Source organism: Burkholderia sp. MSMB0856 (assembly GCF_001524645.2).
Taxonomy (GTDB): Bacteria; Pseudomonadota; Gammaproteobacteria; order Burkholderiales; family Burkholderiaceae; genus Burkholderia; species Burkholderia diffusa.
Genome location: NZ_CP013427.1, coordinates 947,142 through 962,419 on the forward strand (window position 1 = coordinate 947,142; position 15,278 = coordinate 962,419).

11 protein-coding genes, 1 tRNA gene and 1 pseudogene are annotated in these 15,278 nt (G+C 66.7%); 9 read left to right on the forward strand and 4 right to left on the reverse strand.

Features of this window, described 5'->3' with window-relative positions; genetic code table 11:
* Positions 1-44: 44 nt before the first annotated feature.
* The 3 genes from WS87_RS05485 to trxB all read right to left on the reverse strand — a co-directional run bounded on the left by WS87_RS05485 (position 45) and on the right by trxB (position 2,532).
* The gene (locus tag WS87_RS05485; RefSeq protein ID WP_059530178.1) at positions 45-668 is read right to left on the reverse strand and encodes a trimeric intracellular cation channel family protein; all 624 of its coding nucleotides are present in this window, start codon (positions 666-668) and stop codon (positions 45-47) included.
* Positions 655-1,434, reverse strand: coding sequence for a Smr/MutS family protein (locus WS87_RS05490; protein ID WP_059820208.1), 780 nt, complete (start codon positions 1,432-1,434; stop codon positions 655-657). The genes WS87_RS05485 and WS87_RS05490 overlap by 14 nt, the downstream gene beginning before the upstream one ends.
* 135 nt (positions 1,435-1,569) lie before the next feature.
* A complete protein-coding gene (trxB, locus tag WS87_RS05495; protein ID WP_059690783.1) occupies positions 1,570-2,532 on the reverse strand; it encodes a thioredoxin-disulfide reductase in 963 nt (320 codons plus the stop codon).
* 287 nt (positions 2,533-2,819) lie between these two features.
* On the opposite strand from trxB, the gene WS87_RS05500 reads away from it, so the two are divergent.
* The 7 genes and pseudogenes from WS87_RS05500 to WS87_RS05530 all read left to right on the forward strand — a co-directional run bounded on the left by WS87_RS05500 (position 2,820) and on the right by WS87_RS05530 (position 11,935).
* Positions 2,820-5,129, forward strand: a complete 2,310-nt coding sequence (locus tag WS87_RS05500; protein WP_059530170.1) for a DNA translocase FtsK — start codon at positions 2,820-2,822, stop codon at positions 5,127-5,129.
* 88 nt (positions 5,130-5,217) lie between these two features.
* Positions 5,218-5,865, forward strand: a pseudogene (gene lolA, locus WS87_RS05505) (outer membrane lipoprotein chaperone LolA); the annotation flags it as partial.
* Positions 5,866-6,039: 174 nt separating this feature from the next.
* Positions 6,040-7,350, forward strand: coding sequence for a replication-associated recombination protein A (locus WS87_RS05510; RefSeq protein WP_059820210.1), 1,311 nt, complete (start codon positions 6,040-6,042; stop codon positions 7,348-7,350).
* A 237-nt stretch (positions 7,351-7,587) separates the two neighbouring features.
* Complete coding sequence (gene serS / locus WS87_RS05515; protein WP_059820211.1) at positions 7,588-8,889, forward strand: serine--tRNA ligase; 1,302 nt, start codon at positions 7,588-7,590, stop codon at positions 8,887-8,889.
* Between the two features lie 130 nt (positions 8,890-9,019).
* A tRNA-Ser gene (locus WS87_RS05520) sits at positions 9,020-9,110 on the forward strand.
* A 136-nt stretch (positions 9,111-9,246) separates the two neighbouring features.
* Positions 9,247-10,194 carry a phosphatase PAP2 family protein gene (locus WS87_RS05525; RefSeq protein ID WP_236873208.1) on the forward strand — a complete coding sequence of 316 codons (948 nt, stop codon included), beginning with the start codon at positions 9,247-9,249 and terminating at the stop codon, positions 10,192-10,194.
* A gap of 205 nt (positions 10,195-10,399) precedes the next feature.
* A complete protein-coding gene (locus WS87_RS05530; protein WP_059820213.1) occupies positions 10,400-11,935 on the forward strand; it encodes a methyl-accepting chemotaxis protein in 1,536 nt (511 codons plus the stop codon).
* 33 nt (positions 11,936-11,968) lie between these two features.
* Here WS87_RS05530 and WS87_RS05535 read toward each other — a convergent pair whose 3' ends face one another.
* Positions 11,969-13,129 (reverse strand): alkane 1-monooxygenase, encoded by a 1,161-nt coding sequence (locus WS87_RS05535; protein WP_059820214.1) that lies wholly within the window; start codon positions 13,127-13,129, stop codon positions 11,969-11,971.
* 538 nt (positions 13,130-13,667) lie between these two features.
* Here WS87_RS05535 and WS87_RS05540 point away from each other — a divergent pair.
* Together WS87_RS05540 and minC are read left to right on the forward strand one after the other, a co-directional pair.
* Positions 13,668-14,321 (forward strand): GNAT family N-acetyltransferase, encoded by a 654-nt coding sequence (locus WS87_RS05540; RefSeq protein WP_236873226.1) that lies wholly within the window; start codon positions 13,668-13,670, stop codon positions 14,319-14,321.
* Positions 14,322-14,487: 166 nt separating this feature from the next.
* Entirely contained in the window at positions 14,488-15,255 is a 768-nt protein-coding gene (minC, locus tag WS87_RS05545; protein ID WP_059820215.1) for a septum site-determining protein MinC, read from the forward strand.
* Positions 15,256-15,278: the final 23 nt, after the last annotated feature.

Genomic DNA, 15,278 nt, shown 5'->3' on the forward strand with positions numbered 1-15,278 from the left:
CTTTTTGTTTTGGCGTGCCGGCGATGCGCGGCGGTATCGCGGTGTCAGTGCGGCAACCGCACGTCGAACTTGAACGTCGCGAGCCGCGCGACGAGGATGAAGCCGGTCGCGAGCAGCACGCTGTACACCGAATCGAACTGAAGCCACGCGAGCAGCAGGTAGAACCAGCAGCCGATGAACGCGCAGGTCGCGTACGGCCGCGAATCGCGCAGGATCAGCGGGATGTCGTTGCACAACACGTCGCGGATGATCCCGCCCACCACGCCCGTGATCACGCCCATCATCACCGCGATGAAGCGCGGCATCTCGGCATCGAGCGCGATCGCGGTGCCGGAGATGCTGAAGATGCCGAGCCCGATCGCGTCGGCTACCAGCAGCAGCCGCTCGGCCGACAGCCGCGACAGCATCCGCAGCACGAACGGCGCGAACAGCGCGAGCACGAAGATCGCGATCACGTAGTCGTCGTGCACGACCCAGTAGAACGGCCGGCGCTCGAGCAGGATGTCGCGCAGCGTGCCGCCGCCGAACGCGGTGGCGAGCGCGACGACGAACGTGCCGACCGAGTCGAGCCGGTTCTTGCGTGCCTCGATGAAACCCGAGATCGCGAACGCCAGCGTCGCGATCGCTTCCAGTACCGCGATCGCGAGCGTCAGCCTAGGATGCGGCACGCGGCCCCCGATCGGCGGGCGCCGCGAGCGGCTGCAGCAGCACGAGCACCGCGCCCGCGCCGCCGTCGTGGCTGCGCGCCTCGCAGAACGCGATCACTTCCTCCTTCTGCACGAGCCACGCGCGCACCTTGCCCTTCAGCACGGGTTCCTTGCCGATCGAGCCGAGCCCCTTGCCGTGAATCACGCGCAGGCACCGCAGCCCCTTCTTGCCGGCCTCGCGGATGAATTCCGCGAGAGCGTCGCGCGCTTCGTCGCGCCGCATCCCGTGCAGGTCGAGCTGCGCCTGCACGATCCATGCGCCGCTCCTCAGCTTGCGCACGACGTCGCGGCTGATGCCGGGGCGGTGGTAGTACAGCGATTCGTCGCTGTCGAGCAGCGTCTCGGGATCGAACTCGTCGGACAGCGTCGCATTCAGCACGTCTTCCTCGTCGCGCTGAGTCTGCTTCGGCACCGGGTCGGGCGGCGTGCGGCCGGACTTCGCGCGCGGCGGCGCGTTCAGCGGCCGGATCGCGCCGATTTCGTTGCGGAACAGGTTCGCGTCGGCCTCGGCCTGGCGGGCGGCCTTCGCGGTTTCGACGCGGGTGCGCTCGCGGCGGTCGGCTTCGCCTTGCAGCGACTTGCGCAACGCGCCGAGGCCGGCCAGACCCTGGCCGCGCAGCGCGGCTGCGTCGGGCGCGGGCGGCGGCGCGGCGGGCGCGGGGTTCGACGGACGGGCGGCGATCTGCCGCTTCGCGGGATCGCTCGGATGGGGCTGGTTCTTTGCCATGATTCTGTAACCGGGCAGGCGCGTTCGGACGCGCGGGCACAAAAAAGCCGCTGCACGGCGGCAGCGGCTTTCCGGTCGAGCCCGCTTCGCGGCAGCGGACGCCATTGTAGCGCCCGGCGCGCGAAGGCCTGACGCTTACTTCTTGTCGTGCAGGCTTTCGAGGTAGCGCTGCGCGTCGAGCGCGGCCATGCAGCCCGTGCCGGCGCTCGTGATCGCCTGGCGATACACGTTGTCCTGCACGTCGCCGGCGGCGAACACGCCCGGCACGCTCGTCGACGTCGCGTTGCCTTGCAGGCCGCTCTTCGTCAGGATGTAGCCGTCCTTCATCTCGAGCTGGCCCTGGAACAGGTCGGTATTCGGCTTGTGGCCGATCGCGACGAACACGCCCTGCACGGTGAGATCCTGCTTCTCGCCGGTCTTCACGTTCTTGATGCGCAGGCCCGTGACGCCCGATTCCTCGCCCGTCACCTCGTCGAGCACGTGATCCCACTTGATGTCGACGACGCCTTCCTTTTCCTTCTCCAGCAGACGGTCGATCAGGATCGGCTCGGCGCGGAACTTGTCGCGGCGGTGGATCACCGTGACCTTCTTCGCGATGCCCGTCAGGTAGAGCGCTTCCTCGACGGCCGTGTTGCCGCCGCCGATCACCGCGACTTCCTGGTTGCGATAGAAGAAGCCGTCACAGGTCGCGCAGGCCGACACGCCCTTGCCCATGAATGCTTCCTCGGAAGCCAGGCCGAGATACTGCGCGGACGCGCCGGTCGCGATGATCAGCGAGTCGCACGTGTATTCACCGGAGTCGCCGATCAGCCGGATCGGCTTTTCGTGCAGTTTCGCGGTATGGATGTGATCGAATACGATTTCGGTGTTGAAACGCTCGGCGTGTTCCTGGAAGCGCGCCATCAGTTCCGGGCCTTGCACGCCCTTCGCGTCCGCCGGCCAGTTTTCGACGTCGGTCGTGGTCATCAGCTGGCCGCCCTGCGCGATGCCGGTGATCAGCACCGGGGACAGGTTGGCGCGTGCCGCGTAGACGGCAGCCGTGTAGCCGGCGGGGCCGGAACCGAGAATCAGGACTTTGGCGTGTTTGGGCGTGGACATGTGCGAATCCGTAAAAGGCGGCCGCGGCGGGTGGGGTAGGCCCGCCGTACGATCCGGGTTGACCGGGATGCCGTCATAGATGGGTATCAGACGTGCATTATAAAGGCCCCGTTGCTGCGCTGCCGAACGAGAGTTTCAATCGTGGCGATAGCATTGCCCGGCGGTCGCTTCGGCGCCCCGGCCCTCTTATGTAACCGTCATTTACACTTGACGCCCCGGTGCAGCGTTTACAATAAGCGCGATCGAACGACAGGCGGGCGCGCGGCCCGTCCTCTTTATACGGATTCATGGCAAAAGCTCCTTATTCCGCCCAGGCACAGGCGTTGCCGCACCGGATGTCGAAGCTCCTCACGGAGATCCGCTGGATTCTCCAGGTCGCGCTCTGCGCTTTTCTGGTGATGGCCTTGTTGAGCTACAGCCGGCGCGATCCGAGCTGGACGCACGCCGCGCAGGTGGACCACATCTCGAACTGGGCCGGTCGCGTCGGCGCATGGACGGCCGACATCATCCTGCTGCTGTTCGGCCTGTCGGCCTACTGGCTGATCGTGCCGCTCGGGCGGCGCATCGCGGTCAACTACCGGCGCATCACGCGACACGAGGCGGTCGCCGACGAACCGGAGCGGCCGATCGGCTGGCTCACCGAGATCTTCGCGTTCGTGCTCGTCGTGCTCGCGTGCGACGGCATCGAGGCGCTGCGGATGTGGTCGCTGAAGGTGCAGCTGCCGCGCGCGCCGGGCGGCGTGATCGGCGAGGCCGTCGCGGGTGCGATGTCGCATGCGTTCGGCTTCACCGGCGGCACGCTGCTGCTCCTGATCCTGCTCGCGATTGGCCTGTCGCTGTATTTCCGCTTCTCGTGGCTGTCGGTCGCCGAGCGCGTCGGCGGCGCGATCCTGTCCGCCGTCAACGTCGCGAAGCTGCGCCGCGAGGCCGAACGCGACCGCAAGCTCGGCGAGGCTGCGGCCGTGCGCCGCGAAGGGAAGGTCGAAGAGGAGCGCGTGCGTATCGAGGATCACGAGCCGGTGACGATCGTGCCGCCGGTCGTCACGCCGGCGAAGTCCGAGCGCGTCGAGCGCGAGCGCCAGGTGCCGCTGTTCACCGACCTGCCGGGCGATTCGACGCTGCCGCCGGTGTCGCTGCTCGATCCCGCGCCGAAGACGCAGGAAGCGATTTCCGCCGATACGCTCGAATTCACGTCGCGCCTGATCGAGAAGAAGCTGAAGGACTTCGGTGTCGAGGCGAGCGTCGTCGCCGCGTATCCGGGCCCGGTCGTCACGCGCTACGAAATCGAGCCGGCCACCGGCGTGAAGGGCAGCCAGATCGTCAACCTCGCGAAGGATCTCGCGCGTTCGCTGTCGCTCGTGTCGATCCGCGTGGTCGAGACGATCCCCGGCAAGAACTACATGGCGCTCGAACTGCCGAACCAGCGCCGCCAGACGGTCCACCTGTCCGAGATCATCGGCTCGGAAGTCTATGCGGCCGCGTCGTCGGCGCTGACGCTGAGCCTCGGCAAGGACATCGGCGGCAAGCCGGTATGCGCGGATCTCGCGAAGATGCCGCACTTGCTGGTCGCCGGCACGACCGGTTCGGGCAAGTCGGTCGGGATCAACGCGATGATCCTGTCGCTGCTCTACAAGGCCACCGCGGAGCAGGTGCGTCTGATCCTGATCGATCCGAAGATGCTCGAAATGAGCGTCTACGAAGGCATTCCGCACCTGCTGTGCCCGGTCGTCACCGACATGCGCCAGGCCGGCCATGCGCTGAACTGGACCGTCGCGGAGATGGAGCGTCGCTACAAGCTGATGAGCAAGCTCGGCGTGCGTAACCTGGCGGGCTACAACAACAAGATCGACGAAGCGGCGAAGCGCGAGGAAAAGATCCCGAATCCGTTCAGCCTGACGCCGGACGATCCCGAACCGCTCGGCCGCCTGCCGAACATCGTCGTCGTGATCGACGAGCTGGCCGACCTGATGATGGTCGTCGGCAAGAAGGTCGAGGAGCTGATCGCGCGGATCGCGCAGAAGGCGCGCGCGGCCGGCATCCACCTGATCCTCGCGACGCAGCGTCCGTCCGTCGACGTGATCACCGGCCTGATCAAGGCGAACGTGCCGACGCGGATCGCGTTCCAGGTGTCGTCGAAGATCGACTCGCGCACGATTCTCGACCAGATGGGCGCCGAATCGCTGCTCGGGATGGGCGACATGCTGTATCTGCCGCCAGGCACCGGGCTGCCGGTGCGCGTGCACGGCGCGTTCGTCGCCGACGACGAAGTGCATCGCGTCGTCGACAAGCTCAAGGAGCAGGGCGAGCCGAACTACGTCGAAGGGCTGCTCGAGGGCGGCACCGTCGACGGCGACGAGGGTTCGGCCGGCGCGGGAACCGGCGAAGGCGGCGGCGAGTCTGATCCGTTGTACGACCAGGCGGTCGAGATCGTCATCAAGAACCGCCGCGCGTCGATTTCGCTCGTGCAGCGCCATTTGCGGATCGGCTACAACCGCGCGGCGCGGCTGCTCGAACAGATGGAACAGTCGGGGCTCGTGTCGGCGATGTCGTCGAGCGGCAACCGCGAAATTCTTGTGCCGGCGCGCGACGCGGAATGAGTCCGCGGCGCCCGCAGCGCCGGCCACCCAGGGAGAAAACCGCAACATGCAGCAACTTTCGTTCGTCCCTTCCCTTCGTTCGACGCGGCGCTGGCTCGGCGCGGCGTTCGCCGGCGCATCGCTGATGCTCGCGGCGACGCACGCGTTCGCGGGCGGCACCGAGCAACTGAAGGCCTTCGTGTCGCAGGTGCGATCGGCGAAAGGCGATTTCACGCAGCAGATCGTCAAGGCGCCGGCCAAGGGCGCGAGCGCCGCACAGGCCGCGCCGAAGCCGAACGACAACTCGAGCGGCACGTTCGTGTTCTCGCGTCCGGGCAAGTTCATCTGGACGTACCAGAAGCCGTACCAGCAGGTGCTGCAGGCCGACGGCGACAAGCTCTACGTGTACGACCGCGACCTGAACCAGGTCACCGAGCGCAAGCTGAACGGCGCGCTGGGCGCGAGCCCGGCCGCGATCCTGTTCGGCAGCAACGATCTCGACAAGAACTACACGCTGCGCGACGCCGGCGAGAAGAGCGGCATCGAGTGGCTGGAGATGCTGCCGAAGGCGCAGGACACGCAGTTCCAGCGGATCGGCATCGGTTTCCGCAACGGCACGCTCGCCGCGATGGAACTGCACGACGTGTTCGGCAACGTCACGCTGCTCACCTTCACGAACATCCAGACGAACCCGCCGCTGAAGAGCGATGCGTTCAAGTTCGTCGTGCCGAAGGGCGCGGACGTGATCAACGGCTGATCGGCACCGCACCATTTTCCCGACACGGGCCTGCCGGCGACGGCAGGCCCGTGTTGTTTTCCGGAGCGGGCATCGGGCGCGGGCACTGGGCCCGGCGATGCCGTCGTGCGGCTGTCATAATGTCGGGTCCGGCGGCCGGTTCGGCCGCCATCGTTTGATCTGGAGCGAGGGTTCATGTCCGACCTGTTTCAAGTCGAGCCGCGCCGGCCGCTCGCCGAGGCGCTGCGGCCGAAGACGCTCGCCGAGGTGATCGGCCAGACGCATCTGCTGGGCGAAGGCAAGCCGCTGCGGCTCGCGTTCGAATCCGGCAAGCCGCATTCGATGATCCTGTGGGGGCCGCCCGGCGTCGGCAAGACGACGCTCGCGCGTCTTACCGCGCTCGCGTTCGACTGCGAGTTCATCGCGCTGTCCGCGGTGCTCGGCGGCGTGAAGGACATCCGCGAGTCGATGGAGCAGGCGAAGGACACGTTGAACCGCACCGGCCGCCACACGATCCTGTTCGTCGACGAAATCCACCGCTTCAACAAGGGGCAGCAGGACGCGCTGCTGCCGTTCGTCGAGTCGGGGCTCGTGACCTTCATCGGAGCGACGACCGAGAACCCGAGCTTCGAAGTCAACTCGGCGCTGCTGTCGCGGGCGCAGGTGTACGTGCTGCAGTCGCTGAACGACGAGGAGATGCGCCAGCTGCTCAAGCGCGCGCAGGAAATCGCGCTCGACGGCCTCGCGTTCGACGACAAGGCGATCGATACGCTGATCGGTTATGCCGACGGCGACGCGCGGCGCTTCCTGAACCTGCTCGAGCAGGCGCAGACGGCCGCATCGTCCGCCAGGGTCACGACCATCGATGCCGATTTCGTCAGCAGCGCGATGACGCTGAACGCGCGGCGCTTCGACAAGGGCGGCGACAACTTCTACGACCAGATCTCGGCGCTGCACAAGTCGGTGCGCGGTTCGAGCCCCGACGGCGCGCTGTACTGGTTCTGCCGGATGATCGACGGCGGCGCGGATCCGAAATATCTCGCGCGGCGGATCGTGCGGATGGCGTGGGAAGACATCGGCCTCGCCGACCCGCGCGCGCTGCAGGTGGCGAACGACGCGGCCGAGACCTACGAGCGGCTCGGCTCGCCGGAAGGCGAGCTGGCGCTCGGGCAGGCGGTGATCTATCTCGCGTGCGCGGCGAAGAGCAACGCGGGCTACAACGCGTTCAACCAGGCGATGGCGTTCGTGAAGCAGGACAAGTCGCGCGAGGTCCCCGTGCATCTGCGCAATGCGCCGACCAAGCTGATGAAGGAACTCGGCTACGGTCACGCGTATCGCTACGCGCACGACGAGCCGAATGCCTACGCGGCCGGCGAGTCGTACCTGCCGGAAGGAATGCGCGAGCCGCGCTGGTACAAGCCGGTGCCGCGCGGGCTCGAATCGAAGATCGCCGACAAGCTCGCGTGGCTGCGCGAACTCGACCGCGAGGCCGGCAAGAAGGACTGACCGGCCACGCGCGGCTTGGAGCGCATCAGCGCTTGCGGAGGCCCCTGGCCGGGGCTGCTGACGCACGCCGAGCAGCGGCGCCGCGCGACGCGTTTCGCCGGCTGCCGACGCGCAGCCGGGATTGCGATATTCCCACGCCCGTCGCGCGTTTGCGGCACTGTCCATCCGGCCAGTGCCGTGGCGGCCCCGCGGTGCGTTAGAATTCCCGTCTTACACAACGATTTTCCAAGTCCTCCCATGCTCGACATCCAGTTGCTGCGCAAAGACCTCGACGGCGTCGCGAAGCGCCTCGCCGATCGCGGCTACACCCTCGACGTCGCCGCGTTCTCCGCACTCGAAGCGGAACGCCGTGCGATCCAGACCCGTACCGAAGAGCTCCAGGCACGCCGCAACAGCCTGTCGAAGCAGATCGGCGCGATGAAGGGGAAGGGCGAGGACACGTCGGCCGTCATGGCCGAAGTCGGCGGGATCGGCGACGAGATGAAGGCGTCGGAGGCCAAGCTCGGCGAGATCCAGACGCGCCTGTCCGACCTGATGCTGGGCATGCCGAACATCGCGCACGAAAGCGTGCCGGTCGGCAAGGACGAGGCCGACAACGTCGAGGTGCGCCGCTGGGGCACGCCGCGCGAGTTCGATTTCGCGGTGAAGGATCACGTCGACGTCGGCACGCCGCTCGGCCTCGATTTCGAAACCGGCGCGAAGCTCGCCGGTGCGCGCTTCACGATGCTGCGCGGCTCGATCGCACGCCTGCACCGCGCGCTCGCACAGTTCATGATCGACACGCACACGCTGCAGCACGGCTACAGCGAGACGTACACGCCGTACATCGTGAACCCCGAAATCCTCTACGGCACGGGCCAGCTGCCGAAGTTCGCCGACGACATGTTCCGCGTCGAGAAGGGCGGCGCCGAAAACACGATCACGCAGTACCTGATCTCCACGTCCGAGATTTCGCTGACGAACACCGTGCGCGAATCGATCGTCGAAGGCGCCGCGCTGCCGATCAAGCTGACCGCGCATTCGCCGTGTTTCCGTTCGGAAGCCGGTTCGTACGGCCGCGACACGCGCGGCATGATCCGCCAGCATCAGTTCGACAAGGTCGAGATGGTGCAGGTCGTCGCGCCGGACGCTTCGTATGCGGCACTCGACGAGATGGTCGGCCACGCGGAAGCGATCCTGCAGAAGCTCGGCCTGCCGTACCGCGTGATCACGCTTTGCACGGGCGACATGGGCTTTTCGGCCGCGAAGACGTTCGACCTCGAAGTGTGGCTGCCCGCGCAGAACACCTATCGCGAGATCTCGAGCTGCTCGAACACCGAAGCGTTCCAGGCGCGCCGCATGCAGGCACGTTTCCGCAACGCGCAGGGCAAGCCGGAACTCGTGCATACGCTGAACGGTTCCGGCCTCGCGGTCGGCCGCACGCTCGTGGCCGTGCTGGAGAACTACCAGAATGCCGACGGTTCGGTCACGGTGCCGGAGGCACTGCGTCCGTACATGGGCGGCATGGAGCGAATCGAAGCGCCTGCGCAGGCGTCGTGAGATCGTTCCGCGATCGGTCTTTGAAGGCCCCGCAAAAAATTTGCAAAAAGGGCTTGTGAGATTCAAAGAGATCGTTCTATAATCTTTTCTTTCCCGGACACGACCAACCGGGAAATGAAGCAGCAAGGAAGGAGAGGTGGCAGAGTGGTCGAATGTACCTGACTCGAAATCAGGCGTACGGTTTCCCCGTACCGTGGGTTCGAATCCCACCCTCTCCGCCAAAATACGAAGCCCCGTGATCCGGAAGGATCACGGGGTTTTTCGTTTGGGTCGCGCGTGAGTGAACGCTGCGTCGATGGCGGTGTACGATAGCGCGCAGGCGTTGGGGCCCGTCACACGAACCACAAAAAAGCAACGATGAGAGCGAGCACGCGAATCTGGGGGATGCTGACCGGGGCGGTATTGCTGACGGCGCTTGCCGCCGGCATGTGTGTCATGCATGCGGATTGGGTCGTGAATCCTGGCAGCGTGGTCGAGTTCGCGCAGCACGTCGCGCTCGGGTTTGCAGCAAGCGCGTTCCTTGCCGTGCTGTCTCGTGTGCGCCGCTATCGCGACATCACGCGAACGCTGCGCTGTCGCGAATTCGCATTCGCGCTACTGAGCGTGGCGCTGCTCGCAACGCTCGGCGCGGCCGTCGCCGTGCTCGATTATCTTTGCGTGGCGATCGCCCCGCCGTCGATCGAAAGCCATCTCGTTCGCTTCGATGCGATGCTCGGTTTCCATTGGCCGGACCTGTACCGATGGGTGACGGCGCAAGCCGGCCTGCACCGTGTGCTCGACCTCGCGTATCGCAGCGGCATGCCGCAACTGCTTGCGGTGCCGTTCATCCTCGCGGCGGTCCGTCGCGTCGACGATCTCGCCGAGTTCGTCGCGCAGTTCATGTTCGCGGTGATCGTGGTCGTGCTCGTCTCCACGCCGTTCCCCGCCGCCAGCGCATTCGTCCATTTCGGCATCACCGACCCGGGCACCGCATCGACGGTGACGCACTACGGCCTGTTGCGCAGCGGGCAACTCCGTCAACTGAATCTGGCCGACGCGCAGGGGCTCGTGTCGTTGCCATCGTTTCACGTGATGCTGGCGCTGCTGTTCGCGTATGCGGTGCGGCATGTCCGCTACGTGTTTCCGGCTGCGATCGTGCTGAATGCGGTGATGATCGCGTCGACGCCGACGCAGGGCGGCCACTATCTCGCCGACGTGATCGCCGGGATCGTGTGCGGCGCGCTGTCGATCGCCGCGGTGCGTCGCTGGATGGGCGGTCGACGCGCGATCGAGGCGGCCGGACCGCACGCGGCAAGCCCGACCTGATCGCGCGACGCCAGAGTCGCAATTTCCCCGTGCTTGCCGGCGGGCCAGGTTCCTCACCGTCGCCGAACCGCCGTCCTCCTCGCGGCCGGTCCGGCGGATTCCCGCTGCCGATGCCCTGCTTCAGCCTTGGTTTCGCACGCCGTTAACAATGGGCGACGGCACGCGCCTTTTGCGTCGTCGCCGTTTCCCGTCGATTCAAGGTCCCATGAAGCTGAGCTACAAGATTCCCCTCGCATTCGCCGTCGCGCTGCTGCTGATGTTCTGCGGCGCCCTGTACGGCATCCGCATCCTCAATCGCTCGATCGATACGTTCGCGAACGACGTGCAGACCCGGGTCGCCGACGAGCGGCTCGTGTCGGCGACGCTCGTGCAGTTCAAGCTGCAGGTCCAGGAATGGAAGGACACGCTGCTGCGCGGCAAGCAGCCCGACAAGCTCGACAAGTACTGGCAGGCGTTCCAGACGCGCGAGCGCACGGTCGATACGCTCGCCGCGCAGCTCGTGAACCAGTTGCCGCCCGGCGAGAGCCGTACGCTCGTCGAGCAGTTCATGCGCGCGCATGCCGCGATGGGTGACGGCTATCGGCGCGGGTTCGACGCATTCAAGGCCGCTGGCTTCGAGCCGACGGCCGGGGATGCGGCCGTCGCGGGCGTCGACCGGGCACCCGCCGCGCTGCTCGAGCGCGCGGCGAAGGCGATTGCCGACGAGAGCGCCGCCGTGTCGGCGCAAGCGAGCCGCGATGCGAGCCACGCCACCGCGGCGAGCGTCGTGCTGATGCTGATCGTGCTCGGCATCGCGATGATCGGTGCGTTCCTGTTCAGCCGCGCGATCCTGCGGCCGCTCGATCGCGCCGTGGCCTGTGCGCAGGCGGTGGCGGGCGGCGACCTGACGCGCGATGTCGACGCGGCCGGTCGTGACGAGATCGCCGAACTGCTGCGAGCGTTGCGGACGATGCAGGCCAGCCTGTCGGGGGTCGTGCTCGAGGTACGGACGCATGCCGAAGCCGTCGCGACCGCGAGCGCGCAGATCGCGGCGGGCAATCATGACCTGTCGTCGCGCACCGAGGCGCAGGCTGCGTCGCTCGAGGAAACTGCCGCCAGCATGACCGAACTGACGGGTATCGTGCGTCAGTCGGCCGAGCACGCGCAGCACGCGGCGCAGTTGGCGCGCGACGCGTCGGACATCGCGTCCGCGGGCGGCGGCGTGATGACCGACGCCGTCGACACGATGGGCGGGATCGCCGCCACCGCGGCGAAGGTCGGCGAGATCATCGCGGTCATCGACGGCATCGCGTTCCAGACCAACATCCTCGCGCTGAACGCGGCCGTCGAGGCGGCGCGCGCGGGGGAGCAGGGGCGTGGCTTCGCGGTCGTCGCGTCGGAGGTGCGCACGCTCGCGCAGCGCAGTGCGGCCGCCGCGAAGGAGATCAAGGCGCTGATCGAGCAATCGACGCGGCGGGTCGACGAGGGCGCCGTGCTGATCGCGCGCGCGGGCGAATCGATCCACGAGATCGTCGGCGCGGTGCAGCGGGTCACGGCGATCGTCGGCGAGATTTCGTCCGCATCGCAGGAGCAGAGCGGCGGGATCCAGCAGGTGAACGTCGCGGTCACGCAGATGGACGAGGCGACACAGCGCAACGCGGCGCTGGTCGAACAGGCGTCGGCCGCGACGCAGGCGCTGGCCGAGCAGGCGAGCGCGCTGCGGCACGCGGTCGCCGTGTTCAGGCTGCCGCAGGCCGCGTGACGATATCGCAGACCGCGACTACACCGTCGTGCATCACACCGCGGCCGAATGCTGCGCGAGCACGCGCGCGCGGATCGACGGCTTGATGTTCGACTGCGCCATGTCGCCGCCGTAATGCGCGACGACACGCGGATTCATCACGCGATACCAGAGCGGCGGCACATACGCGAACAGGATCATCGTCGCGTAGCCGGCCGGCAGTTGCGGCGAGTCGTCGAAGTGGCGCAGCGCCTGGTACGAGCGCGTCGGGTTCGCGTGATGGTCGGCGTGCCGCTGCAACTGATACAGGAACAGGTTGGTGACGACGTGATTGCTGTTCCACGAATGCTGCGGCGTGCAGCGTTCGTAGCGGCCGCTCGGCAGCTTGCGGCGGCCGAGCCCGTAGTGTTCGACGTAGTTGACGACTTCGAGCAGCGACGCACCGTACACGGCCTGGATCACGAGGAACGGAATCACGACCTTGTCGGCCATCGCGATCGCGATGCCCCACACGACGACGGTCATCGCCCACGCATGCAGCACCTCGTTGCGCCAGGTCCACGGCGAATGCCCGAGGCGCTCGAGGCGCGCCGTCTCGAGCCGCCAGGCCGAGCGGATGCTGCCGGTCACGGTGCGCGGCAGGAACGCCCAGAACGATTCGCCGTAGCGCGCGCTCGCCGGATCCTCGGCCGTCGCGACGCGCACGTGATGGCCGCGATTGTGCTCGACGAAGAAATGCCCGTACGCGACCGGCGCGAGCGTGACTTTCGCGAGCCAGCGCTCGAAGCGGCTGGTCTTGTGCCCGAGTTCGTGCGCGGTGTTGATCGAGATGCCCGTCGCGGCGCCGAGCGACAGCGCGAAGCCGACGTAGTCGTACCACGCGAGCGCATGCGTGCCGACGACCCACACGCACATGAAGAACGCGATGTATTCGACCAGCGTCGCGAGATAGACGATGTAGCGGTAGTAGCGCTCGCGTTCGAGGTGCGGGACGGCGGCTTCGGGCGGATTGTCGCGATCGTCGCCGATCAGCGTATCGAGGACCGGGATCACGCCGAATGCGAACAGCGGGCCGAACCACCAGAACACGTGAAGGCCCGTCGACAGTGCGAGCTGGGCCGAGAGGATCGGCAGCGTGATCGTCACCGCGCCGAGCAGCCATAGATAACGTTTGCCATCCGACCAGCCCGAGGCCGATGCGTCGGTCATTGCCATTGTTTCCCTCCTTGTTTTGGCCGGCTCCCGCGTGTGCGGGCGCGGCGGCCGGGTGACGCGTTCGTCGTCGTTGGAATCGTCGTGGGTCCGCGGCGCGACGCGCGGCACGGATCGTTGGTCCGGTTGTGCCAGTTATACGACCGTCGCGCACGCTTTCCAAACCCTCGCGTTAGGCGTGCAACTCCAAACGGCGAACCGTGCATGACACCGGTTGGGAAGGGCCGGCATGGGGTGATTGAAACGGGCTGGCGCGGGCCGATTCGCTTGCACGGCCTGCGTTCTTGTCAGATGAATGCTCGACGCGACGCACGCGTGCATTCGGCGGCGAAGTTCGCAACGAATGTTGCGGCGCAGCAGGCGTGGCGCGACGCCGCCCGGCAGCGCGGTTCGTTTGGATACATATGTAACGAACCATTACAATCTCGACGACGAAATGCCGGACCCTCGCCGCATGAGCGCCATGCATGACAAGGCGAGTGAGGCGACGCCCCCGGTCTCGCAGTGCGGGCTGCATGCGTCGCCGCACGTCGACGCATCGATGCTGCACCTGCACACCGGCGTGTGCGCGACATCGATTGCCTTTCGATCGGCGCTGCCATTTGAAAATTACGATTTGACTCATGCCCCGCTTTCGGTTGAAGCTAATAGCTTGCTGTCCGAAGGGGGCTGTGCCTGCATGAGTTCGACCTTGACCGTTCGTCGTATCGCTGCCGACCAAGGCCGCGTGTATCGCGAACTCCGCGCCGCATCGCTGCGCGAGCCCTACGCGCCCGGTGAAGCGCCGGAGGCCGAATTGCTGAACGTCGATTCCGACGCGGCGGCGGCCGTCGCCGCGCTGCGTGCCGCGTCCGACGAGTCGACGACTTTCCTGCTGTATACCGAAGGCCATCCGGCCGGCATGATCGGCGCGTATTTCGACAATACGCCCGAGCGGCGAGCGTTCGTCAGCGAGCTGTGGGTCGCGCACGCGGTCCGCCACCTGCGCGGCGGCGTGCTGTTGCTCGAAACGGCCACCGCGTGGCTGGCCGAACGCGGTGCGCAGGACGTCTACGCATGGATCGCCGATGCGAACCGCAACGCGATCCGTTTCTACGAACGCGCGGGTTTCGGCAACACGGGCGAGCATGCGCCGATCGCGCGGATGCCCGGCGCGATGAAGTCGTTGTTCGTGTCGCACGTCAACACGCCCTGACGCATGAATGCGCGGGCCGCACGGTGCGATGAATTCCCGGCCGCCCGTCCGATTGCCCGCCTGCCGGTTGCGCGCTCGCCGCGACCGTCGCTACCCGGTTCCCCAAAAATAATGGCCGCGCGCGTGGACGCCTGTAAAATACGCAAAAATTTTTTGCAGAGTGTCCATGTCGCTTAAAAAATCGCCATTCTTCGAGCTGCGCAGCGGATCGGTCGATACGTTGCTGTTCACCGTGAAGACGACCGATCTCGATGCGTTGCGTACCGAACTGGTCAAGCGCTTCGAAGCGACTCCCGAGTTTTTTGCCGATGATGTCGTCGCGATCGACGTCCGCCGCCTCGCGGACGGCGAACGCGTCGCGCTTGCCGACATCCGCCAGATGCTGAACGATGTGCGGATGCGCCCGGTGGGCGTCGTCGCGCTCGCCACGCAGGGATGGGCGGGGGAAGCCGGCCTGCCGTTGCTCGAGGCGCGCGACCGCCGCGTGTCGACGGCGAAGCCGGCCGAGGAAGCGGAGCCGGCGCCTGTCGTTGCCGCGGCCGCTGCCGTGGCGGCCGAACCGGCGCCGGAGCCCGCGCCGACGCCGATTCCGGCAGGCGGCCAGACACTGGTGATCGATCGGCCGCTGCGTTCGGGGCAGCAGATTTACGCGAAAGGAGACCTCGTGGTGCTTGCGCCGGTCAGTCACGGCGCCGAAATCATCGCGGAAGGCAACATCCACATCTACGCGCCGTTGCGCGGCCGCGCACTCGCGGGCGTGCACGGCAATCACGACGCGCGCATTTTCTGCACGTGTCTGGAGCCGGAACTGATTTCGATCGCGGGTATCTATCGAACGACCGAGAACCCGTTGCCCGCTGACATACTGGGCAAATCGGTGCAGATCCGGCTCGAAGAGGAAAAACTGATGATCGAACCGCTGCGCCTGACGTGATTCACGCGGCACGCTCCGGATCG